This window comes from Nonlabens spongiae (assembly GCF_002117125.1).
GTDB classification, from domain to species: Bacteria; Bacteroidota; Bacteroidia; order Flavobacteriales; family Flavobacteriaceae; genus Nonlabens; species Nonlabens spongiae.
On sequence record NZ_CP019344.1, the window covers coordinates 880,345 to 901,189 of the forward strand.

The 20,845-nt window shown below is 40.5% G+C and carries 20 protein-coding genes; 12 read left to right on the top strand and 8 right to left on the bottom strand.

From position 1 onward, the window contains the following. Window positions 1-57 precede the first annotated feature (57 nt). Both BST97_RS04020 and BST97_RS04025 read left to right on the top strand, forming a co-directional pair. A complete protein-coding gene (locus BST97_RS04020; RefSeq protein WP_085766022.1) occupies window positions 58-582 on the top strand; it encodes a methyltransferase domain-containing protein in 525 nt (174 codons plus the stop codon). Next, the gene (locus BST97_RS04025) at window positions 579-1,430 is read left to right on the top strand and encodes a glycosyltransferase (RefSeq protein WP_085766023.1); all 852 of its coding nucleotides are present in this window, start codon (window positions 579-581) and stop codon (window positions 1,428-1,430) included. Before BST97_RS04020 ends, BST97_RS04025 begins: the two co-directional genes overlap by 4 nt. A gap of 5 nt (window positions 1,431-1,435) precedes the next feature. On the opposite strand, the gene pafA is transcribed toward BST97_RS04025, so the two are convergent. Further along, entirely contained in the window at window positions 1,436-3,145 is a 1,710-nt protein-coding gene (gene pafA / locus BST97_RS04030; protein WP_085766024.1) for an alkaline phosphatase PafA, read from the bottom strand. Between the two features lie 95 nt (window positions 3,146-3,240). Here pafA and BST97_RS04035 point away from each other — a divergent pair, with 95 nt between their 5' ends. Beyond that, window positions 3,241-3,978 carry an MlaE family ABC transporter permease gene (locus BST97_RS04035; RefSeq protein ID WP_085766025.1) on the top strand — a complete coding sequence of 246 codons (738 nt, stop codon included), beginning with the start codon at window positions 3,241-3,243 and terminating at the stop codon, window positions 3,976-3,978. Continuing rightward, window positions 3,978-4,742 (top strand): ABC transporter ATP-binding protein, encoded by a 765-nt coding sequence (locus tag BST97_RS04040; protein ID WP_085766026.1) that lies wholly within the window; start codon window positions 3,978-3,980, stop codon window positions 4,740-4,742. Before BST97_RS04035 ends, BST97_RS04040 begins: the two co-directional genes overlap by 1 nt. 8 nt (window positions 4,743-4,750) lie before the next feature. Here the strand turns inward: BST97_RS04040 and BST97_RS04045 are convergent, their stop codons facing one another. From BST97_RS04045 to BST97_RS04070, 6 genes are read right to left on the bottom strand one after another with little or no spacing between them, the layout of a single operon-like run. Next, window positions 4,751-6,250, bottom strand: a complete 1,500-nt coding sequence (locus BST97_RS04045; protein WP_085766027.1) for a DUF389 domain-containing protein — start codon at window positions 6,248-6,250, stop codon at window positions 4,751-4,753. Then, a complete protein-coding gene (locus BST97_RS04050) occupies window positions 6,250-7,326 on the bottom strand; it encodes a mannose-1-phosphate guanylyltransferase (RefSeq protein WP_085766028.1) in 1,077 nt (358 codons plus the stop codon). Before BST97_RS04050 ends, BST97_RS04045 begins: the two co-directional genes overlap by 1 nt. Beyond that, entirely contained in the window at window positions 7,323-7,922 is a 600-nt protein-coding gene (locus BST97_RS04055) for a SprT-like domain-containing protein (protein WP_085766029.1), read from the bottom strand. The genes BST97_RS04050 and BST97_RS04055 overlap by 4 nt, the downstream gene beginning before the upstream one ends. 6 nt (window positions 7,923-7,928) lie before the next feature. Beyond that, window positions 7,929-10,007 (bottom strand): protein-disulfide reductase DsbD family protein, encoded by a 2,079-nt coding sequence (locus BST97_RS04060; protein ID WP_085766030.1) that lies wholly within the window; start codon window positions 10,005-10,007, stop codon window positions 7,929-7,931. Then, the gene (gene tilS, locus BST97_RS04065) at window positions 10,007-11,332 is read right to left on the bottom strand and encodes a tRNA lysidine(34) synthetase TilS (RefSeq protein ID WP_085766031.1); all 1,326 of its coding nucleotides are present in this window, start codon (window positions 11,330-11,332) and stop codon (window positions 10,007-10,009) included. The genes BST97_RS04060 and tilS overlap by 1 nt, the downstream gene beginning before the upstream one ends. Next, window positions 11,325-12,644, bottom strand: a complete 1,320-nt coding sequence (locus BST97_RS04070) for an anthranilate synthase component I family protein (RefSeq protein WP_085766032.1) — start codon at window positions 12,642-12,644, stop codon at window positions 11,325-11,327. Before BST97_RS04070 ends, tilS begins: the two co-directional genes overlap by 8 nt. Window positions 12,645-12,762: 118 nt before the next feature. Between BST97_RS04070 and BST97_RS04075 the strand changes: the two genes are divergently transcribed. The 5 genes from BST97_RS04075 to rmuC all read left to right on the top strand — a co-directional run bounded on the left by BST97_RS04075 (window position 12,763) and on the right by rmuC (window position 17,343). After that, complete coding sequence (locus BST97_RS04075) at window positions 12,763-13,296, top strand: DinB family protein (RefSeq protein WP_085766033.1); 534 nt, start codon at window positions 12,763-12,765, stop codon at window positions 13,294-13,296. Window positions 13,297-13,316: 20 nt separating this feature from the next. After that, complete coding sequence (locus BST97_RS04080) at window positions 13,317-13,583, top strand: hypothetical protein (protein ID WP_211277468.1); 267 nt, start codon at window positions 13,317-13,319, stop codon at window positions 13,581-13,583. Beyond that, window positions 13,583-13,984 carry a type II toxin-antitoxin system VapC family toxin gene (locus BST97_RS04085; RefSeq protein ID WP_085766034.1) on the top strand — a complete coding sequence of 134 codons (402 nt, stop codon included), beginning with the start codon at window positions 13,583-13,585 and terminating at the stop codon, window positions 13,982-13,984. The genes BST97_RS04080 and BST97_RS04085 overlap by 1 nt, the downstream gene beginning before the upstream one ends. 16 nt (window positions 13,985-14,000) lie before the next feature. Beyond that, window positions 14,001-15,671 carry an RluA family pseudouridine synthase gene (locus tag BST97_RS04090; protein WP_085766035.1) on the top strand — a complete coding sequence of 557 codons (1,671 nt, stop codon included), beginning with the start codon at window positions 14,001-14,003 and terminating at the stop codon, window positions 15,669-15,671. A 217-nt stretch (window positions 15,672-15,888) separates the two neighbouring features. Further along, on the top strand, window positions 15,889-17,343 hold the full coding sequence (gene rmuC / locus BST97_RS04095) for a DNA recombination protein RmuC (RefSeq protein WP_085766036.1): 1,455 nt from the start codon (window positions 15,889-15,891) through the stop codon (window positions 17,341-17,343). An 87-nt stretch (window positions 17,344-17,430) separates the two neighbouring features. Here the strand turns inward: rmuC and BST97_RS04100 are convergent, their stop codons facing one another. After that, window positions 17,431-17,856 carry a hypothetical protein gene (locus BST97_RS04100; RefSeq protein WP_157111421.1) on the bottom strand — a complete coding sequence of 142 codons (426 nt, stop codon included), beginning with the start codon at window positions 17,854-17,856 and terminating at the stop codon, window positions 17,431-17,433. 124 nt (window positions 17,857-17,980) lie between these two features. Here BST97_RS04100 and purE point away from each other — a divergent pair, with 124 nt between their 5' ends. The 3 genes from purE (at window position 17,981) to BST97_RS04110 (ending at window position 20,837) form a co-directional block, all read left to right on the top strand. Continuing rightward, on the top strand, window positions 17,981-18,472 hold the full coding sequence (gene purE / locus BST97_RS04105) for a 5-(carboxyamino)imidazole ribonucleotide mutase (RefSeq protein WP_085768156.1): 492 nt from the start codon (window positions 17,981-17,983) through the stop codon (window positions 18,470-18,472). After that, window positions 18,465-18,704: a hypothetical protein gene (locus BST97_RS15735; protein ID WP_157111423.1), complete on the top strand. Its 240-nt coding sequence runs from the start codon at window positions 18,465-18,467 to the stop codon at window positions 18,702-18,704. Before purE ends, BST97_RS15735 begins: the two co-directional genes overlap by 8 nt. Before the next feature lie 78 nt (window positions 18,705-18,782). After that, complete coding sequence (locus BST97_RS04110; RefSeq protein ID WP_085766038.1) at window positions 18,783-20,837, top strand: M3 family metallopeptidase; 2,055 nt, start codon at window positions 18,783-18,785, stop codon at window positions 20,835-20,837. Window positions 20,838-20,845 lie beyond the last annotated feature (8 nt).

Below are 20,845 nucleotides of genomic sequence, written 5' to 3' on the forward strand. Positions count from 1 at the left end.
GACTCTGTAAATAAGAAACGCTTAGAAAGGTTATTTTCGTGCCTTAAAACTGTTTCATTGTACGAGAATAATTTCCCGAAAAAGCGTTTCCAGATTACGCTGGATTTTGTCAAGAAGCATCTTAAAGATAATGAGACCATTCTAGACCTAGGTGTTCCCAATCCATTTTCTAAAATCTTGGTTCAAAATGGTTACGATGTAGAAAATACAAGTGGTGAAGATCTGGATGATGATTTCAGTAAGGTTGAAGTATTTAAAGGCGATGCGGTGACGGCTTTTGAGATTTTTGAGCATATGGTAGCACCTTACAATGTTCTCAAGGCGATTCCTTGCGAGAAGCTTTTTGTGAGCGTGCCTTTGAAACTTTGGTTTGCCCCTGCCTACAGAAACAAAAATGATATCAGGGATCAACATTATCATGAATTTGAGCCATGGCAGCTGGATTACGTTTTAGAAAAGGCTGGTTGGGAAATCCAGGATTCCGTCAAGTTTACCAATCCTGTCAAAAAAATTGGTATACGGCCCTTGCTGAGAAAATTTACAGACCGCTATTATCTCGTTTACTGTACAAGGAAGAAGTGAAAATTGCGATTATCATACCGGCCTATAATGAGGAGCAATTCATAGGTAAAACCTTGGACAGCCTGCTAGCACAGACTTTGCTTCCTGAAAAAATCGTGGTCGTAGACGATAATTCCACAGACCGCACTGCCAAAATTGTAGAATCCTACGATTCTGAAATAATCATGCTTGTAAAAAATCAATCCGAAAACAAAAGCATGCCCGGTGCAAAAATCGTACGAGCGTTTAATAAAGGTTTAGAGCACATTGATTTAGCACTTTTTGATATCATCTGTAAGTTTGATGCTGATTTGATCTTTCCAGAAAATTATTTGGATGTTATAGGGTCTCGCTTTCGCGAAAGCGAGAAAACTGGAATGGCAGCTGGATTCTGTAGCATTCAAAAGAATGATTCTTGGGAAGTTGAAGGGTTTACTAATGAAGATCACATACGTGGTGCCTTGAAAGCTTATCGAATCAAGTGTTTTCAACAGATGGGTGGATTACGCACTTCCATAGGCTGGGACACTGCAGACGAAATGATTGCTAGATATAACGGCTGGGATGTCGTAACCGTTAAAGAGCTACTGGTAAAGCATTTAAAGCCCACTGGTAGCAAGTATGATAGTTATGCCATGAATAAGCAAGGTGAAGCTTTCTATAAGTTGGGCTATGATATGGGTATATTGCTCATCACCGCGTTTAAAATGGCGGCTAATAAAAAAAAGCTTGGCGTATTTTCAGCAATACTAAAAGGTTATTTGGACAGCCGCTCCAATGATGTAAGTCATATTGTCACAAAGGCTCAAGCTACCTTCGTGAGAAGATACCGCTGGCGACAAGTTTGCAAAAAATTGAAATTCAGCTGAAGTCGCTACTTTTTGAGCACTTCAGGAATAGGATTCCCAGTGGCTGCATTAGGAAAAGCTATACCTAGTAAACTTGAAATCGTAGGGGCAATATCTATTATTTCAGTGCGCTCAAAAGTTGAACCTTGATTAATCCCCTTACCGAAAAACAACAACGGGACGTGAGTATCATAGCTCTGTGGACTACCGTGTGTTGAGCCTGTACGGCTATATCTTATGACAGCAGGTTCTAAATGATAAATAACGTCTCCACTACGTTTGTGGTGAAAACCGTTTTGTGTTAGTCTACCTACTCCATTTTGAAAGCTACTACTCATTAAACCATGTCTTGTATAAACTTTATCAATTAGATCTAGATCGATCATATAGTTTGCTAGAGCGTCTTCTACATCTGATAATCTGAGGTTCAATCGAGCTAATTCACCTTTGGAAAGGAAAATTTGATTGTTTGAGATATTTTCTATTAAATCGTTCTTGCCAAATGAGGTTTCAAGAAAGGATTCCAGTTTGGCCTCAAATTCATCCTGTTCAAAATAGCCTGCGTTGATTCCTTGATCCTGTAAATATGCTGGGTTGTTAACAGCACCATGGTCTGCAGTAAGAAAAACGGTATAATTACCAGCGCCGACTTTATCATCAAGGTTTTTTAAGAGCCTCTGAATATCAAGATCCAGACGTAAATAAGTATCTTCTATCTCTACAGAATTTACTCCGTATTGATGACCGATATAGTCTGTACTGGAATAACTTATCGCTAGAAAATCAGTATCAGCATTTTGTCCCATATTTTCTGCATCAATGGCCAAGATCGCTAGATCTGTCAAAATGCTGTTACCATAAGGAGTAGATTTTAATAAATCAAAATTTCTATTGGATTCTGCCAATTCTTTTAAATTGTAAGGAAATACGGCTTGATCTTTTCCACGAGGTGGTCGCTCGTAGTCATTTTGATCTGGACCGCTAGCCGTGTAAGAACCTATGGGATATAAAGTGTTCCACTCTTTCATGTAATCCTCGACGACATTTGATTCGTTGAATTCTTGCACCCACTCTGGTAAGGTATTTTGATAGAAATCACTTGTGATAAAATGACCTTCATCCCCTCCCGTGAACCAGTAAGCACCATCTGCGGCATGTCCAGCTGGAAGAATTGCACCTCGATCTTTTAAAGAGATTCCGATTACTTTTGCTCTTCCTTGAGTGTGCAACTCAAGTTCATCAGTTACTGTTGTCGACAATAATCTACGAGGTGACATCTTTCCATCATCAGAAAGCGTTCCTATAGGTTGCACTAGTTCATCTTCTGCATTGTAGATGTACTTCTTGATGTATTTGTCGTACCAATTGTTTCCTATAATTCCATGATTCATAGGAGATGTGCCGGTATAGATAGAAGCATGTCCCGGAGCGGTATAGGTAGGAATATAGTTGTAATGATTGTTCTTAGCATTGAAACCTTCACGCATCAATCGATTAAAGCCATTTCTCTGAAACCTAGATTTGAAGCGGGTCAAATAATCATAACGCATTTGATCTACAACAATCCCCACAACCAGTTTAGGTGCTGAAGAGTTCATCATTGCGTTTTTTTGCTCTTGTCCCTCTACCCCATTCTTGAGATTTACAAACTTTGAGTTCTGTGAGAGAACTACACTGACAGATAACAAATTGATAATCAATATGAAAAATAACGTGAGACTGGAAGAACTTTTCATGCTTAGAATTTTCGCGAAAATAGAGATATACCTTAATTTTAAGTTTAAGATACCATTAAATACCACCTTGCAATTTTTATCTACTTTTACGCCACATGCGATTCATAAGACATATTGGCCTTTACGTGATCATGCTTTTTGGCGTGTTTAGGCGACCTACCAAACCCATTGTTCTCAAAGAACTCATTCTCAAAGAGATCGATGATCTAATTATCGGCTCATTGTGGATTACAGGTTTCATTTCCCTATTTATGGGAGCCGTAGTTGCATTACAGACCTCTTTGAATCTTGATAATCCGCTTATTCCAAAGTCTCTGATAGGTTTTGCTACAAGGCAATCGATTATCCTGGAATTTGCACCCACTTTCATATCAGTCATTATGGCGGGTAAAGTTGGGTCTTACATCACTTCAAGTATAGGTACCATGAGGGTTACCGAGCAAATTGACGCTCTGGAGGTAATGGGTATCAATCCTTTAAATTATTTGATTTTTCCAAAAATCATCGCACTTCTCTTCTACCCCTTTCTGATCGCGATTATCATGTTCGTTGGTATTCTGGGTGGTTATTTAGCAGCTGTATATGGAAACTTAGTCAGCTCTGAGGAATTCATAATGGGAGTTCAAGATACATTCATACCTTATCATGTGGCTTATGCCTTTATAAAAACCATGGTTTTTGGGATTATTCTAGCCACTATACCTAGCTACCATGGTTACTACATGAAAGGTGGAGCACTAGAAGTAGGAAAAGCAAGTACAACCAGTTTTGTCTGGACTTGCGTTGCCATTATCGTTGCTAATTATTTACTGACCCAAATTCTCTTAAGCTAATGATTGAAGTTAAAGATTTAAAGAAAAGCTTTGGAGACACAGAAGTCCTGAAAGGGATCAACGCCAGCTTTGATAAAGGAAAAACAAATATGATCATTGGCGCCAGTGGATCTGGTAAATCTGTTTTTCTCAAGAATATGTTAGGGCTTTTTGTTCCAGACTCAGGAAACATCTACTATGACGGTGTTCCTATCAATGAAATGGAAGATGAAGAGAAAAGCGACTTGAGAAAAAACATGGGAATGCTTTTTCAGCACAGTGCTTTATTTGACTCGATGACCGTCGAGGAAAATGTTATGTTTCCCCTACGCATGTTCAGTAAAATGCGTAAAAAAGAGCGTTTAAAACGTGCTCACGAGATGCTGGAAAGAGTCAATCTCGAAGGCTTGAACAAAAGTATGCCCAGTGAAATCTCGGGTGGTCAGCAAAAAAGGGTTGCCCTAGCAAGAGCCGTGGTGAATTATCCGCAGTATTTGTTTTGTGATGAACCCAATTCTGGACTTGATCCTAGAACTGCAACCGTGATCGATAATCTTATTCAAGAAATTACTAGAGAGCGAGACATAACTACCGTTATCATTTCGCACGACATGAACTCGGTTATGGAAATAGGTGAAACAATTGTTTTTCTCAAAGACGGATTAATCGCTTGGGAAGGAACTAATAAGGAAATCTTTAAAACCGATAATCAAGCGGTAACCGAATTTGTTTATAGCTCAGAGCTCTTCAAGAAAGTAAGAATCGCTCAAAACGAAGGGCTTTAAAACAACCTTTATTTCATTGCCCCTACTTTCTTGACTTCTTCTTTGATAGGTTCTATTGTATCCGTTTTTGCCTTGCGGATTTTTCGTTCTCCTTCTACGATGTCTATTTGATCAGTTTTCATCCTAAAGGTTAGCCAGTTTTTCATTTTATTTCTCAACTCGGCGCGTCTTTCTTGACTCACCGTTGAGTCCTTAAATGCTACTGTAAATTTCTGAATAGTATCGTACTTAGAGGTACTCAAATCTCGATAAACCTCTGGAGCGTAGGATATACCTGCTAATTCTGGAAAGATGAAAGATACTTCCTCGCTTATTACTTCGAGCTTCTGGGACTGTTTGCTCATTCTGCGCAATTCATCTTCCAGGGCTTGAATGCGTGTGTCTTTATCTTGAATTAACTTGATATCATTGATACGTTCTTCTTGAAGTTTTTCAAGATCATCATTATTGTCAGCAAGTATGGTTTTGCTGCCTTGATAGAACTCGATGGTACATTGCTCAAATTGTTCTTTATCAATGAACTTATTAGTCCAGTCGTCAAGAATAGGTTGAGGAACCTCTGCTCCCATGAGAATTACATCCAGCTGTTTCTTTTCATTATTCCATTCTGGAGTAGATCGCATGCCAGGATACTTCACGATTTCTTCAACAAATGCATAAGCTTCAATCTGATACTTTTGCTTTTGATAAAGCTTTATAAAGAAGAAAATCGATGGTGCTAATACGAGAACTCCTATTAATCCCGCTATTCTAGATACTCGTTTTCTTTTGGCAGCATTAGCATACTTCACCATCGGGAATCTTAAGAACTTACATACCACAAAGGTTGAAAGAGCAATAAATACCGCGTTGATACTAAATAAATAAATCGCTCCACCAAAAACTGATAGTTGAGCCGTTGCAATTCCATAACCAGCGGTACAAAGCGGCGGCATTAAGGCTGTTGCTATGGCTACACCGGCAATGGCATTTGAAATGGTTCCCTTTTTAGCTTTGGCAACAATCAGTGCAAGTCCACCAAATATGGCCACAAGAACATCTAAAATATTCGGTTCTGTTCTGGCTGAGAGCTCTGTATTTAATTCTTTAAGCGGAGTGATCAAGAAATACAAAGATGCTGTCGCTAGTGATAATCCCACCATGATCAGCAAGTTCATACCTGATCTTCTGAGCATGCGATCATCATTTATTGCGGTACCCAGACCCATACCTACAATAGGTCCCATAAGCGGAGAAATAAGCATCGCTCCTATCACTACTGCTGTACTATTTGCATTCAGTCCTATGGATGCCACCATGATGGAGAAAATCAAGATCCACGCATTGTGCCCTTGGAATGAAATATCCTTGCGCACGGATTCTACGGTCTCGCTACGATCAGAATCTTTGCGTATATCAAGCAATTCAGAGAGGAAGGCTTTTATGTTTTCCCAAATCCCTTCAATTTTTTCCTTGTTGGATTCCAGCTTATCCTCTGGCTGCATATTTTGTGTAGGTTGTGTTGACATCAGCCTAAATTTTTACCAAATTTTTCCATTGCTCGATCGCGCAACTGTTTAATATTCTGTTCTTTATCTTGAGAAGCGATCATGAGCAAGTCACCGTCTTCCACTACGATGACATCTTCCATCCCCAAGAGAAATACTTTATCTATAGTTTTGGTACGCACCATGTTACCGCTAGAATCCATTTCCACCAGCTCGTTGTTGAGCGCTACACTTTCCTTTTCAGTAGAAAGCTCACTGTGCAGGGATCCCCAGGTACCCAAGTCGCTCCAGGGAAATTCTGCTGCGATCACGTAGACGGCATCGCTTTGTTCCATAATGGCATAGTCCACAGAAATATTCTCAGCTTTTTCGTAGTTTTCTTCAAGCCACTCTTGTTCCTGATTTGAGTTGTAAACGGGCTGGCCATTGCTGAATAGCATGTGTAATTTAGGTTGCGCTTTCGCGAAAGCGGAAACAACACCATCCACACTCCAAACAAATATGCCCGCATTCCACAAAAAGTTGCCCGCAGCAAGAAATTGCATCGCTGTTTCCAAATCTGGTTTTTCTCTGAATTGAGATACCTTGTGAACGGTTTGCTCGTCCTTCACATATTCAATGTATCCGTAACCTGTATTAGGACTTGTAGGCGTGATTCCCAGGGTCATCAGGGCATTTTGATTCTTGGTACAAAAATCAAAGGCGTCCAAAACATTTTTCTGAAACTGCTCTTCTTTCTGGATGTAGTGATCGCTGGGAGCCACGATCATGACTGCGTTTTTATCCCTCTTCTGGATTTTTAACGCTGCCAGCAAAATACACGGAGCAGTATTTCTCATGGCTGGTTCTGCCACAATATTTTCTGCTAGAATTTCAGGCAATTGTTCTTTTACAAGGTCGGTATAATCCTCGTTAGTAAGAATAAGTATGTTCTGAGATGGAATGATTTTTTCCAGGCGATTATAAGTCATTTGCAATAGCGAACTACCTATCCCCAGCATATCGTGAAACTGTTTTGGGAAGCTTTTCTTACTCACCGGCCAAAACCGAGATCCTACTCCACCCGCCATGATAACGGCATACCTATTTTCTTTCATATCGTCTTAATGAGTTCTACCTGAGCATTGGGCTGAAAGACAAACAGCCTTCCCGTATCCAGCTCAAGACATTCATATCTTTTTCTTAGTTTCTTGCCTTTTTGATATTTTCTGCCGTTAGGCGCTTGAAAAATCGCTCCATGCTCAATTTCAAATATATAGTATTTATCGCTCTGTGGATCGTAGGATTTGAGCCTTACCGATAGTAATGCATCTGTATCGCTACTTGCTTTTGGATTTTTGAAATGTCGAGCAAGTATGGGTAAAAGGTCTTTGGGAAATATTTCTGGGCGTAAAAGTGGCAACATCAACTGCTGGAACGTGTACTTCCATTCCTGACCGTGCGGTTTTATGTGTCTACCGTATTTTTTGAAAGCCAATAAATGAGCAATTTCATGTAAGAGCGTGATCAAAAATCGATAAGGATTCAGGTTTGAATTTACCGTAATCTGGTGGCTGCCGTCTGGATTACGGCGGTAATCACCATGCCGGGTTTTACGTTCCTGAACGATTTTGAGTTGCACGTGGTACAACTTCAATAACTCGGTGATGGGCTCAACCGCAACTTTGGGCAGGTATTTTTCTAACGCGTTGATGACCTACTATTTTTTATAAGCGTCAAGTCCACTTTGTAGCCAGGCAGCATACTCGTCCGGATCAGGTGTGTAGCCTACCGGTTTGACAAGATCTTTACCATCGCCATTTAATATCGCGTAATACGGTTGAGCATTTACGTTGTATTTGGTGATCTGTAAATCACTCCATTTGTTCCCGACGGTTCTGATCTTCTTATCCGTTTTTGGTGAAACATATTGCTCATTTTTAGGGAGCGTTTTTCGCTCGTCCACGTAGAGTGAGATCAATACAAAGTCATTTTTCAACAAATTGATCACTTGAGGCTCTCCCCACACGCGTTCTTCCATCTTGCGACAGTTGACGCATGCCCAGCCGGTAAAATCGAGGAGTACGGGTTTGTTTTCCGCTTTCGCGAAAGCGAGACCTTCTTCATAATCATGAAAGGCTACTATATCGTGCACCGCAAGGTGAGCTCCCTCTGGCAACTCTTCTCTGAGCTCGGTTTTAGAATATCCCACTCCATAAATCGACTCAGCATAAGTCATGGGTGGCGGGAATCCAGAAATAATCTTGAGTGGCGCTCCCCACATACCCGGGATTAAATAAACTGTACAGAAAAGAGCACAAAGCGCTACAAGCAACCGTCCTACTGAAATATTCTGCTCCAGACCATCGTGAGGCAGTTTGATCTTACCAAATAAATAAAGAGCCATCGCCGCAAATACCGCGATCCAAATTGCTATAAACACTTCTCTTGTCAAGTAGCCTAGTTGTAATACCAGATCAGCATTAGACAAAAACTTAAACGCAAATGCCAGTTCCAAGAAACCTAAAAAGACTTTAACGGTATTCAACCAGCCACCCGATTTAGGCAGTTTTTCCATCCAGCTTGGAAAAATGGCAAAGAGCGCAAACGGAATTCCCAGCCCTATACCAAATCCCATCATGCCAAAAGTCAATGCCGTTGCTCCACCGTCAGTGGAAAGTACACTTCCTAAAACACCGCCGATCACCGGTCCCGTACAGGAAAATGAAACCAAAACCAGCGTGAGCGCCATAAAAAAGATACCGATGAGACCGCCTACGTTTGATGCTTTATCCACCTTATTTATCAAAGAGTTAGGCATCGTGATTTCAAATGCTCCGAAAAAACTAATGGCAAATATCACAAAAATGATAAAGAAGATCAGGTTGAGAACTGGGTTGGTACTGAACTCATTAAAAATGTCTGGTGAGACGCTCTGAAATAAGTGGAACGGCAAACTACAAGCCACGTAAATCAGAACGATGAACAGACCATACATCACTCCATTAAACTTACCTTTTGCAACATTTTTGTTCTGTTTGGTAAAGAAGGATACGGTCATGGGTATCATCGGGAAAACGCAGGGTGTTGCTAGGGTTAAAATACCAGCTAACAAACAAGCTAGGAAAATTCCCCAATTGCTTTTTTCATCTTCAGTTTCTGAACCCGCATTTTCAGATTCTATTGTATCAGCTTCTTTAGAATTCTCTTCTTCAATGGTGCTATTTTCACCTTCTCCCTTAGCAGGTATGGTCGAGGCCTCGGGAGCTTGAGCGATCAGCGGTGATTTATCTTCATCATAATATTGATCAATAATGTCAAAAGCGTCATCTGGAATGCTTGCATCAGTATCAATTTTAAAAAGTAGGTTTTCGGGTCTTGGTGCCAGACATTGCATGTCATCACACACCTGAAAATAAGCTTCTACAACAATGTAATCTAAATTAGGATTTAGGATCTTCACTTGCTGTTCAAACTGAGCAAAGTCAGCAAACTGATATACATCAAATCCCCATACATCTGTAAATTCTGAATAGGTGCCTGTTTCTTTATTGATTCCTACCAGCTCGTAATTGCCCTCAGCATCAAAAAATGCAAACTCAGTTGCAGAAGGTCCCATATCCTCAGCACTGGTCTGTGAATAAACGTGCCACCCTGGATCAATCGTAACATTAGTAATTAGATTGTACTCGTCCTCACCTATTTTTTCAACTGCCGTGGACCACTTTGTAGGTTGGTTAATCTGAGCAAAGGATAAAAGGGAAAAAAGAAATAAAAATAGTATGGATAATTGCTTCATTACTGTAACCTAAACTTTAAGATTTGGGTAGTACGGGAGGTAACTTTAAATCGGTCACTGCTTTTTAATCCTGCTAACCACAACAACTCCTCACCACTCCTCAATACTAAGAAATTTTGCTTATCTATTAAGGGAATTTTGTGGTTAATTAGAATGTCACTGACTTTCTGATAACCTCTCATCCCCAGCGGATTGATTTTATCTCCATTTTGCCAAGTGCGCAGTTGAAAAGGAAAGCTCATTAGATCAGCATCCAGTAACAAAACGTTTGGAGCGCTTTCTTCAGCAATCGTTTTTTTCCAATCCGTTGTTTTGAGCAGGATTACCTCTAAAAGTCGACCGCTGGTAAGTTCATGAGTCCCTAATTTATTGATCGTTAGATCTACTGGATTGTCTTTAGATTTTTCAGAGAGGATCAAATGTTCTCGATCTCTCAGCAAATTGTGAGAGCTGCTGTCTAGGCTCTTACCCGATTCAGAATTGAGTAGCTTGATCGCCTCTATTGCAGATATTCCAGTCTCTCTCAATAAATAATGTAGAAAAGTTTGAGTTTCTGGATATTTTTTGAGTTCCGAAATATTGAGGTATTGACGACCATTTTTTAAAGTGATTACGCTTTCGCGAAAGCGAGACAATTCGAGCTCTACCAGATTATTTGCAGCATCGAGATACTCTAGCGATTCCTGAAAATTATCCATAAGCTGCGGCATATGTTTTTTCAATTCTGGAATCACATCATGCCTCAGTGCATTACGCTGGTAGTCCTTGCTGGCGTTGCTGCTGTCCTCACGCCAATTAATGTTTTGAGATTTGGCAAAAATCAAAATCTGCTCTCTGGTAAATGGAAGTAACGGTCTGAAAATGTGATTATTTTTTTTTGGAATCCCAGTTAGACCTTGAAGCCCAGATCCCCTGCCCAAATTAATCAAAAACGTCTCCAGTTGATCATCCAGATGGTGTGCCGTAGCTACAAAATCAACAGTTTTGTTTTGAACCAACTCCTTGAAAAACGCATACCTCAATTCACGAGCTGCCATTTGTGTAGACATCTTACGATCGTGAGCGTACTGTTTTGTCTCCACCGATTTTGAATGGAATTCAACATTCCAACTCCTTGCTAGATCACTGACAAATTTCTCATCATCATCAGATTCTGTACCTCTCAAATTGAAGTTGACATGAATAAATGTAAGATCAGCTCCAGCTGTTTTCAGCAAGTGAGCGAGAACCACGCTATCCAGCCCACCACTTATCGCCAGACCTATTTTTGCATTCATCTGCTCTGAGAAATGATCCTTGATATGTTTTTTAAAAACCTCAATCATCGTTCAAAGTGATTCCTTGTTTCTTGAGCGTTTCTAGGAGTGCATGAGCTTTTAGGAAACATTCTTCATATTCTTTTTCAGGAACAGCTTCAATGGTAATCGCACTTCCCACGGCAAAGGAGAGTTTACGCAATTGGGCGTTATATAAAATGGTTCTGATCACCACATTGAAATCAAAATTCCCATCGGGATCAAAATAACCGATGGCGCCGCTGTAAAGTCCACGTTTAAAATTTTCATTCTCATCGATGATTTTCATCGCGCTAACCTTGGGAGCTCCAGTCATGCTTCCCATGGGAAAAGTCGCTTTTATCGCGTCGATACCGCTTTTATCCTTTTGAAGATCTGCCGTGATACTACTGATCATGTGGTGTACCTGTTTGAAGGTGTATATTCCGTATAGCTCATCGACTTGGACACTTCCTTTTTGAGCTACACGAGAGAGGTCGTTGCGCACCAAATCAACAATCATTACATTTTCAGAGCGCTCTTTCTTATTCTCAAATAATTCTTTTTTGAAAATCTCATCCTGCTCGGGATCTTCATGGCGTCTGGCGGTACCTTTTATAGGTTGGGAAAGCAATTGATTCCCCTGGTTTTTCAAGTAACGCTCTGGACTCGCTGAGACTGCCTTAAAATCTCCGCATCGAACCAAGGCAGAAAATGGTGGTTTGCTGATATTATTCAGATGATGATATGCCTGAATCTCGTCAAATTCAACATCATCAGCGAGAAAGCTCATGCAATAATTGGCTTCATAAATATCTCCTCGCTTAATGTGTTTTAAGAATTTTTGAGTGCTTTTCAGGTATTGATTTTTCGAGTTTTGTGCGGTCAATCTGACGGTTTGCTCTGGACTTTTTTGATTTGTCTTGCCCTGGTGACTTTTCAGGTCATTTATAAGTTGATCAATTACGGCTTGATCTTCATAAGTATGAATGGTAAGCTTGCCTTTACTCCATTGAAAAACCCGCTCTGGGACAACAAACATTAAATCGGGAAACTCAAGTGGATCTGTATTTTTGCTCTCGAGATTTTCTAATTCATTTTTAAGATCATAACCCAGCCAGCCGAAGATCCAGTCGTTCTCGCTTTCGCGAAAGCGAGATAATTCACTTAACGCGTCACCAGCATCGCATCTCACGATATTTCTAGCTCCTGTTGCCACCAGAATACTTGCAGTTCCGTTTTTATCTTGATGATCATTGCTGTCCAGATAAAAAAGAAAAGGTTCAGAATCCAGCAATCCCAGCAGCTTATCAGCTGAAATTGAATTATCGATATCGTATGTGAAAACTGACCTTTTACTCATGCTCGGACAAAGATAAAAGTCAATGCAGCAACTCCTATCGATCTATTGAAAAACTATTCAATGAAGTCTGCTACAGAAAGATTAATTTTAGAGCGCTGTCATTTATTTTGCTCAATCCATGAAACGCATATTAATCACCTGCATGTTCCTGCTAGCAATGCAATCTACTTTTTCCCAGACCAAAGATTATGTAGATCAATTTATCGAGCGGCTGGAGCGATCTAAAGATTATCTGCTCCTAGTTGCAGACATGATGCCCGAAGAGGACTATCACTATCGCACTACAGCTGATTCAAATAGCTTTGCCGAACATTTGATGCACATAGGCTGGGCAATGGACTGGCACAGTCAGACACTCATGGGGGAACGACCCGCACGAGATTGGGAAACCGATACGCTGTTAAAAGTGGATAACAAAACCAAGGAGGAGATGATCAGCACGATGTCTGATGCCTTTGATAACACGATCAGATTTCTCAAGGAATTTGATGAGTCCAGATTAGGTGAGCGATTGGATTATTTTGGTGCAGATCGCACCAAACTACAGATTATGATGCTCCTAGCAGATCATATTACCCACCACCGTGGGCAAATGCTGGTCCTATTGAGGTTGAAAGGTATCAAACCTCCTAGATATGTGCTTTATCAGTAATTATGAATGCTAATTCAAAAATGATTAAATTGCTAAAAAAAGTGATGGGTGGACTGGCATTATCAAATAAATTAATTGAAAAGTACTTCTCGTATTTAAGATTGTTAGACGATCAGTCTAAAAAGAAATTGATTAAAAAGTTGACTGGCTCAATGAAATCTTCAGCTAGTTCCAAAAAGGATATCTCAGAGTTTTTTGGAGCATGGATAGACGACAGAACTTCTCAGCAAATTAATGAAGAAATTAGAGTTTCCAGAGTTGATAAGCAGGACGGAATTACTTTTTAATGGATTATCTACTTGATACGAATATCTGTATTCACCTATTCCGTGGTGAATATGATCTTGATCAAAAATTTTTGGAAATCGGTTTACTGAATTGTGCTATATCTGAAATTACCTTAGCTGAATTAATGTTTGGGGCAGAAAACAGTAAAAATCCTTCAAAAAACAAGAATATCATTCAGGAATTTACTGATGAAGTAAAGATAATTCCTATTTACAATGCTATTCCTATTTATGCATCTGAAAAAGTACGTTTGCGTTCAATTGGAAAAATGATCAGCGATTTTGATCTATTAATTGGCGCGACTGCTGTTGTATACGATTTTATAATGGTCACTGAGAATCTAAAGGAATTCAATCGTATTAAAGGAATCACACTTGAGAATTGGGTCAATAGAAACTAAAGTGCCTTTTTATTCTATGCTCCTCCACTCGTTCTCCACGGATGTTTCTCAAATACCGCTGCCTGAAAAATTCACTTTTCCTTTTTATTATGAGCCGCACGAGCTTGCGCGCAGAGCCGCAAACGAACTGCAGCAGTATCTCGATTCTTTAGAGAATTGGTTTTTTGATTTGAAATTGGGTCCGGAAGACTATGCGCATCCGCTGGGGAAAATGTTTGGTGTTTTGGTGGTCAGAGCGCAAAATGGTGAGTTAGGTTATTTATGTGCCTTTTCTGGAGTGCGAACTGGAAAACAAGAAGATAATTTTTTTGTACCTCTTGTTTTTGATCCATTTCATGAAAACAGTCTTTACGCCCAGAAGCTGAAAGATTTAGAGCATCTAACTTCTACCATTGAAAACATGGAAGTAGACTCAAAATTGGTAAAACTCAAAAGAAAAACTGAAACAAGGGAAGCTCTCAATCTCGAGAAACTAAAAAACGAGAAAAAGCGACAGGCAGAAAAGAAAAAACAGCGGAAAACCTTGAGAAATAAACAAGAACCGCTTCTATCTGAATTTGCTTTCAAAAAACTGAAGGAAGAGCACCATCAAGCAAGCCTTGCTTCAAAATTTTTATTGAAAGAATATCAAATATACCTAAAGGCTCAAACCCACAATGACCGATTAAAAATCGAGAACTGGGAAAATGAAATCTCTAAATTGAAAAATAAGAGAAAAGAACTCTCTAAACATCTTCAAGAATGGATTTTTTCCAATTATAGATTTCTCAATGCTCGAGGAGAAACTACAAACGCGCTCGAACTCTTCAAAAACCGTCCACCTTACATTCCACCATCGGGAACTGGTGATTGTGCTGCTCCCAAACTTTTACAATATGCTTACCAGAATCAGCTGGAACCGATTGCAATGGCTGAGTTTTGGTACGGCGAGCCACTACCCTCTCAAGTGCGCAAACATGGTCAGTTTTATCCTGCCTGTCGTTCAAAGTGTGAACCGGTGTTGGGCTTTATGCTTCAGGGTTTGGAGGTTGAGGAGAATCCGCTGTTGCAAAGTCAGAGCGTGGATTTAAATTTGGAAATCATTTACGAGGATGATCATGTGTTTGCAGTGAACAAGCCTGCAGAACTGTTATCGGTCAGAGGAAAGGAAATTAGTGACTCCGTTCAAGAACGGCTGGAAAGGCGATTTCCGGATGCAACTGGTCCTTTGCTTGTGCATCGTTTGGACATGAGTACCAGCGGTATCTTACTGTGTGCAAAGGATATAGAAACCTATAAGAAACTACAAAAACAATTCACAAACCGCAGCATCAGTAAGCGGTACGTCGCTTTGCTCGATGGAATTGTCAAAGAAAAAGAAGGTTTTATAGATTTGCCATTACGCTTGGATTTGGACAACCGTCCGTTTCAATTAGTTGATCATCAAAAAGGTAAAAGCGCCAGGACACGTTATGAGGTGCTTAAAATTCAAAATGGGAAAACATGCATTGCTTTTTATCCCATTACCGGCCGTACGCATCAGTTGAGGGTGCACGCTGCACACAAAGATGGACTGAATTGCCCTATCATAGGTGACGACCTCTACGGCAAGCGCGCAGATCGATTGCACCTGCATGCAGAACAACTGGTTTTTGAGCATCCGGTCACAAAAGAAGAGATTCACCTCAAAGTAGAAGCTCCTTTCTAAAAGCAATTTCTATTGTCAGTTCGAGTGATTTCGAGGAACGAGAAATCGTATCGAGAACCTTGGAAATCGTGAACTAAAGTACTTCTCGAAACCCATTTAGTTTCGCTTCTTCTCTCAGCTAAATTCACTCGAAGTGACAAGCGGTTGATAACAGTACTAGAGAATTCTTGTAAAATTGAAAGAAGAACTCCAAATTTGAAAACTCTAATCGATCTTCATGCAAGAACTCAACGTTTTAATCTACCTAATCATAGGCGGTATCATTGCAACCGTTATCACTTGGTTTTTTGCCAAAAACAAATTTTCAAGCAAGTACAGCATGCTCCAGCGAGAAAATGAGCAGTTTCAGCAACGAGTAAGTGAGCTCAGTAACGCCCAGAACGAGCGCGATCAGCTGAGGATCGAGCGGGAACAGTTGCAGGCTCAGGTTTCCTCAAGGTCTGAGAACATTGAGGATTTCAAGAAACGTCTCGAGAATCGCGAGCTGGAATTGAGAGAGCTGGCGGTAGAGAAAGAGCGTTTGAATGTGTTACTGGCTGAACAACGTACCGCTTTCGCGAAAGCGGAAGAAAAACACACTGAAGCACAAGCCGAGATCGAGAAACTCAACGAAAAATTCACCAAGGAGTTTGAAAACCTCGCCAACAAGATTTTAGACGAGAAAAGCACCAAATTCACCGACCAAAACCGCAAGAATATCGAGCAGATCTTGAATCCGCTGCAGGAGAAGATCAAAAGTTTTGAGAAGCGGGTTGAGGATACGCACAAGGATACCATCGACCGGCAGAGTGCGCTGCGCCAGCAAATTATAGGACTTAAAGAGCTGAACGAGCAAATGAGCAAAGAGACCAGCAACCTGACCAAGGCGCTGAAAGGTGATGTAAAAATGCGTGGTAACTGGGGCGAGCTGGTGCTGGAACGAGTTTTGGAAAAATCAGGTTTGAGTAAGGATCAAGAGTATTCTGTCCAGCAGAGTTTCAAGACTGAAGACGGCAAAACAGTATTCCCAGATGTGATCGTGAACCTTCCTGGTGGGAAGAAAATGATTATTGACTCAAAAGTCTCGCTCAATGCTTACGAGCGATATGTAAATGAGGAGGATGAGGAACTGCAAAGCCGTTTTTTAAGAGAACACGTCAATGCTCTCAAACTGCACGTCAAACAGCTTTCTGATAAAAACTATCACGATCTGTATGACATCGACACGCCAGATTTTGTGTTGCTTTTTGTTCCCATTGAGCCGGCGTTTGCAATTGCATTAAATCAGGACAGTGGGCTCTACAGCGAGGCTTTTGACAGAAATATCGTGATTGTGACGCCCACAACGCTTCTTGCCACCTTAAGAACCATAGATAGCATGTGGCAAACTGAAAAACAACAACGCAATGCTATTGATATCGCAAATGCTGCAGGAGCATTGTACGATAAATTCGTGGGACTTTCTGATGATTTGATAAAGGTGGGGTCTCAGTTGGATACCGTGAAAAAAACCTACTCTGCCAGTATGAACAAACTTACAGATGGTTCTGGAAATTTGATAGGTCGTGTGGAGCGTTTGAAAAAGCTTGGCGCAAAAGCCAATAAGTCTATTAATGAGAAATTGGTAAAACGCGCGATGGAGAATGATCCCGATAGTATGGAGTTAGATGGGGATCAAGGGAAATTGTTGTAAAACGCTTTGTCGAGAAATAATCAGAATTGAGTATACAAACGATCAAATATTTCCTTCGAGCTTTTAGATGCTATGACAAGTAGTTTTTCACTTAAACCACCCTTTCCTATTTGCAAAACGACTATAGAAAAACAAAAACACGGCGACAGCAACCACCACCGTGGGAATGATCACCGATACCATCATCGACGTTTTACGTATACTGAAAAAGAATAACCAATAAAACTCGATAAAAATTAAGGCGACCATCGCCACAAAAAAGAAGCTCACGCATATTTTACGTCTCATAAAGAGTAAAAAAGCACCCAGCATTTCAGAAAATAGAGCGATCATAAAAATGATAAGATACCAAAAGGGAAGGTTCTGGATCTTCTCAAATTCTGCTGCTGTCGAGTTTTGTTCAAGATAATCGAGCTGGAAAGAACTGAAATAAATCTCAAATAGATTCCAAGCTATGGCTAGGCACGCAATGATCCAGAAACTAACAGGTGGTTTTTGAGTTGTAATTTCCATAAGCATATGTCGAGTTAGCCATCTAAAGATATGAAAAAGAATAATTTCAGAATCTTGAGATTTATGGCAGATATGCTACTGCCTACTTCCAGTATTTTAATAAACCGCTTAACTTTGAATCATGATGAAAAAAGTAGCCATAATCATGGGATCCACGAGTGATTTACCCGTGATGCAAGACGCCATAGATATTCTGAGAGAATTTAAGATTCCTCTCGAAGTAGATGTAGTGAGCGCTCACCGTACGCCAGAAAAAATGGTAGAATTTGGGAGCAAGGCGCATAAGAATGGTATAGGCGTAATCATCGCAGGTGCTGGAGGTGCTGCTCACTTGCCAGGAATGGTTGCAAGCCTGTCGCCACTTCCCGTAATAGGAGTTCCTGTAAAATCAAGTAACTCGATCGATGGCTGGGACAGTGTTCTATCCATTTTACAAATGCCTGGCGGTGTTCCCGTAGCTACCGTAGCACTTAATGGTGCAAAGAATGCCGGTATCCTTGCAGCCCAAATATTAGGAGCACAAAATGACGAAGTTATCAATAGGATCATTGCTTATAAAGAAGGTCTCAAACAGAAAGTGATCAAAGCTGCAGAGGAGATGAAGAAAAATGTCTAGATCGGTCAAGGCCTTTTCCCTATGCATTATAATCGTTACCAGTGCTTGGTTTGTTTATGAACTGACTCTGAGGCAAGGCATTAAATGGCATTTTCTAACCGCTGGTGCCGTCAACTTTCTTGCGGCCATCATCGTCAATCGGCAATTTACTTACCGAAGTTATAACTACTTAGGGATTTTTCACGTGATGCTGGCTATTCTATTATTTGGATACGGTTACTTCTTTCTCTAGTTTGTTTAACCTATTAATCAAAAAGTTTAACAATACGCTATAAGGGGTGCATGCATCTCGATTTTAATTTTACAGTCTATGAATTTGAATAATAACCCGTTGCTACAAGAGTTCAGTACCGTACTGGACACAGCACCGTTTTCTAAAATAAGAGAGATCCATTTTGAACCTGCGATTTTAAAAGGAATCGAAATTGCCAGGGAAGAAATTGACCAGATTACCAACAATGCCGAGACTCCCAACTTTGAAAATACCATTGTTGCTTTGGATAGTAGTGGTGAGACTTTGGGAAGAATAACAAGCATTTTTTTCAACCTCAATAACGCAGAAACTAACGATAATATTCAGGAAATCGCTAGAAAGGTAAGTCCCAAGCTTTCTGCTTTTGGGAATGATATTGTTTTAAATGAACAACTGTTCAAGCGAGTAAAAGAAGTTTATGAACAGAAAGATTCCTTAGAATTAACTGCTGAGCAAAAAACTTTGCTCGATAAGCAATACAAGCGTTTTTCTCGTAACGGAGCAAATTTGAGCGAGTACGAAAAAGAAAAGCTGCGAAAAATTGACGAAGAACTGAGTCAGCTTACTTTACAGTTTGGTGAAAACGTCCTCGCGGCTACTAATGCTTTTGAAATGCACATTGCAGATAAAGATTTGCTCGCTGGACTACCAGACAGTGCTCTGGAGGCTGCCGCTGATGCCGCTCGATCAAAAAACAAAGACGGTTATCTTTTTACGCTGGACTATCCTAGCTACATTCCTTTTATGACTTATGCAGATAATCGAGAGCTGCGTAAAAAAATGTCGCTTGCCTTTAGTTCTAAAGCTTATAAGGACGAGTTTGACAATCAAGAAAACGTGTTGCGTATTGCCAACTTGAGACATGAACGCGCTCAATTGTTGGGCTATGATAGTCACGCGCATTTTATCTTGGAAGAACGCATGGCAAAATCACCGCAAATGGTGACTGATTTTTTAAGTGATATTTTAGAGAAAGCCAAGCCTGCTGCAGAGAAAGAGTTTGCTGAGCTTACCGCTTTCGCGAAAAACCACGCCGATAAAAACAACGTAACTCTAAATAGGTTGGAAAAGTGGGACGCAGCATATTACGCTGAAAAGCTGAAGCAAGAGAAGTTTGATCTGGATGATGAGAAACTCAAGCCCTATTTTAAGCTAGAAAACGTAATCGACGGCGTTTTTGAGATTGCAAAGCGCCTATACGGTCTGACTTTCGAAAAGACTGAAGAGATCGAAAAGTACCATCCCGATGTGATCACTTACATCGTCAAGAATGAAGACGGATCGCTCAACTCGGTGTTTTACGGCGACTTTTTCCCGAGAAAAGGAAAACGCAACGGTGCCTGGATGACAAGTTTTAAGGGTCAGTGGCATGAGGAAGGTAAAAACATTAGACCTCACGTTTCTAATGTGTGTAATTTTACAAAACCCACCTCTACCCGACCATCACTACTTACTTTCAATGAAGTGACTACTCTGTTTCACGAGTTTGGTCATGCGTTGCACGGTATGCTGGCCGACACTCAATATCGCGGACTTTCAGGAACTTCGGTTTCCTGGGATTTTGTGGAGTTACCCAGTCAAGTTCTGGAAAACTGGTGTTATGAAAAAGAGGCGCTGGAACTTTTTGCACATCATTATGAGACTGGCGAATTAATACCGCAAGAATATATTGAGAAGATCAAAGCCGCGGCTAACTTTAATGAAGGTTTGCAAACCTTGCGACAGCTGTCTTTTGGAATGCTGGATATGAGTTGGCACGGTCAAGACCCTAGTGAGATTCAAGATGTCAAAGCTTATGAAAGAAAAACCTTTGACAAAACAGATTTGTATCCAGATATAGATGGTACCTGCATGAGTACCTCCTTTGGCCACATATTTCAGGGTGGGTACAGTGCCGGTTATTACAGTTATAAGTGGGCAGAAGTATTGGATGCAGATGCTTTTGAATTATTTAAAGAGAAAGGAATATTCAATCGGGAAACCGCAGATAAGTTCAGGGAAAATGTACTGAGCAAAGGTGGAACTGAGGATCCTATGTTGTTATATACTCGCTTTCGCGGAAGCGAACCTAAAATAGACGCCCTGCTGAAAAGAGCGGGACTCGTCGCTTAAAAAGAGAA

Bases quoted from the DNA above. Each gene is read 5' to 3' on its own strand.
- pafA (WP_085766024.1), bottom strand. From the start codon at position 3,145: ATGAAAAGTTCTTCCAGTCTCACGTTATTTTTCATATTGATTATCAAT.
- BST97_RS04035 (WP_085766025.1), top strand. From the start codon at position 3,241: ATGCGATTCATAAGACATATTGGCCTTTACGTGATCATGCTTTTTGGC.
- BST97_RS04040 (WP_085766026.1), top strand. From the start codon at position 3,978: ATGATTGAAGTTAAAGATTTAAAGAAAAGCTTTGGAGACACAGAAGTC.
- BST97_RS04045 (WP_085766027.1), bottom strand. From the start codon at position 6,250: ATGTCAACACAACCTACACAAAATATGCAGCCAGAGGATAAGCTGGAA.
- BST97_RS04050 (WP_085766028.1), bottom strand. From the start codon at position 7,326: ATGAAAGAAAATAGGTATGCCGTTATCATGGCGGGTGGAGTAGGATCT.
- BST97_RS04060 (WP_085766030.1), bottom strand. From the start codon at position 10,007: ATGAAGCAATTATCCATACTATTTTTATTTCTTTTTTCCCTTTTATCC.
- tilS (WP_085766031.1), bottom strand. From the start codon at position 11,332: ATGATTGAGGTTTTTAAAAAACATATCAAGGATCATTTCTCAGAGCAG.
- BST97_RS04070 (WP_085766032.1), bottom strand. From the start codon at position 12,644: ATGAGTAAAAGGTCAGTTTTCACATACGATATCGATAATTCAATTTCA.
- BST97_RS04075 (WP_085766033.1), top strand. From the start codon at position 12,763: ATGAAACGCATATTAATCACCTGCATGTTCCTGCTAGCAATGCAATCT.
- BST97_RS04080 (WP_211277468.1), top strand. From the start codon at position 13,317: ATGATTAAATTGCTAAAAAAAGTGATGGGTGGACTGGCATTATCAAAT.
- BST97_RS04085 (WP_085766034.1), top strand. From the start codon at position 13,583: ATGGATTATCTACTTGATACGAATATCTGTATTCACCTATTCCGTGGT.
- BST97_RS04090 (WP_085766035.1), top strand. From the start codon at position 14,001: ATGCTCCTCCACTCGTTCTCCACGGATGTTTCTCAAATACCGCTGCCT.
- rmuC (WP_085766036.1), top strand. From the start codon at position 15,889: ATGCAAGAACTCAACGTTTTAATCTACCTAATCATAGGCGGTATCATT.
- BST97_RS04100 (WP_157111421.1), bottom strand. From the start codon at position 17,856: ATGGAAATTACAACTCAAAAACCACCTGTTAGTTTCTGGATCATTGCG.
- purE (WP_085768156.1), top strand. From the start codon at position 17,981: ATGAAAAAAGTAGCCATAATCATGGGATCCACGAGTGATTTACCCGTG.
- BST97_RS15735 (WP_157111423.1), top strand. From the start codon at position 18,465: ATGTCTAGATCGGTCAAGGCCTTTTCCCTATGCATTATAATCGTTACC.
- BST97_RS04110 (WP_085766038.1), top strand. From the start codon at position 18,783: ATGAATTTGAATAATAACCCGTTGCTACAAGAGTTCAGTACCGTACTG.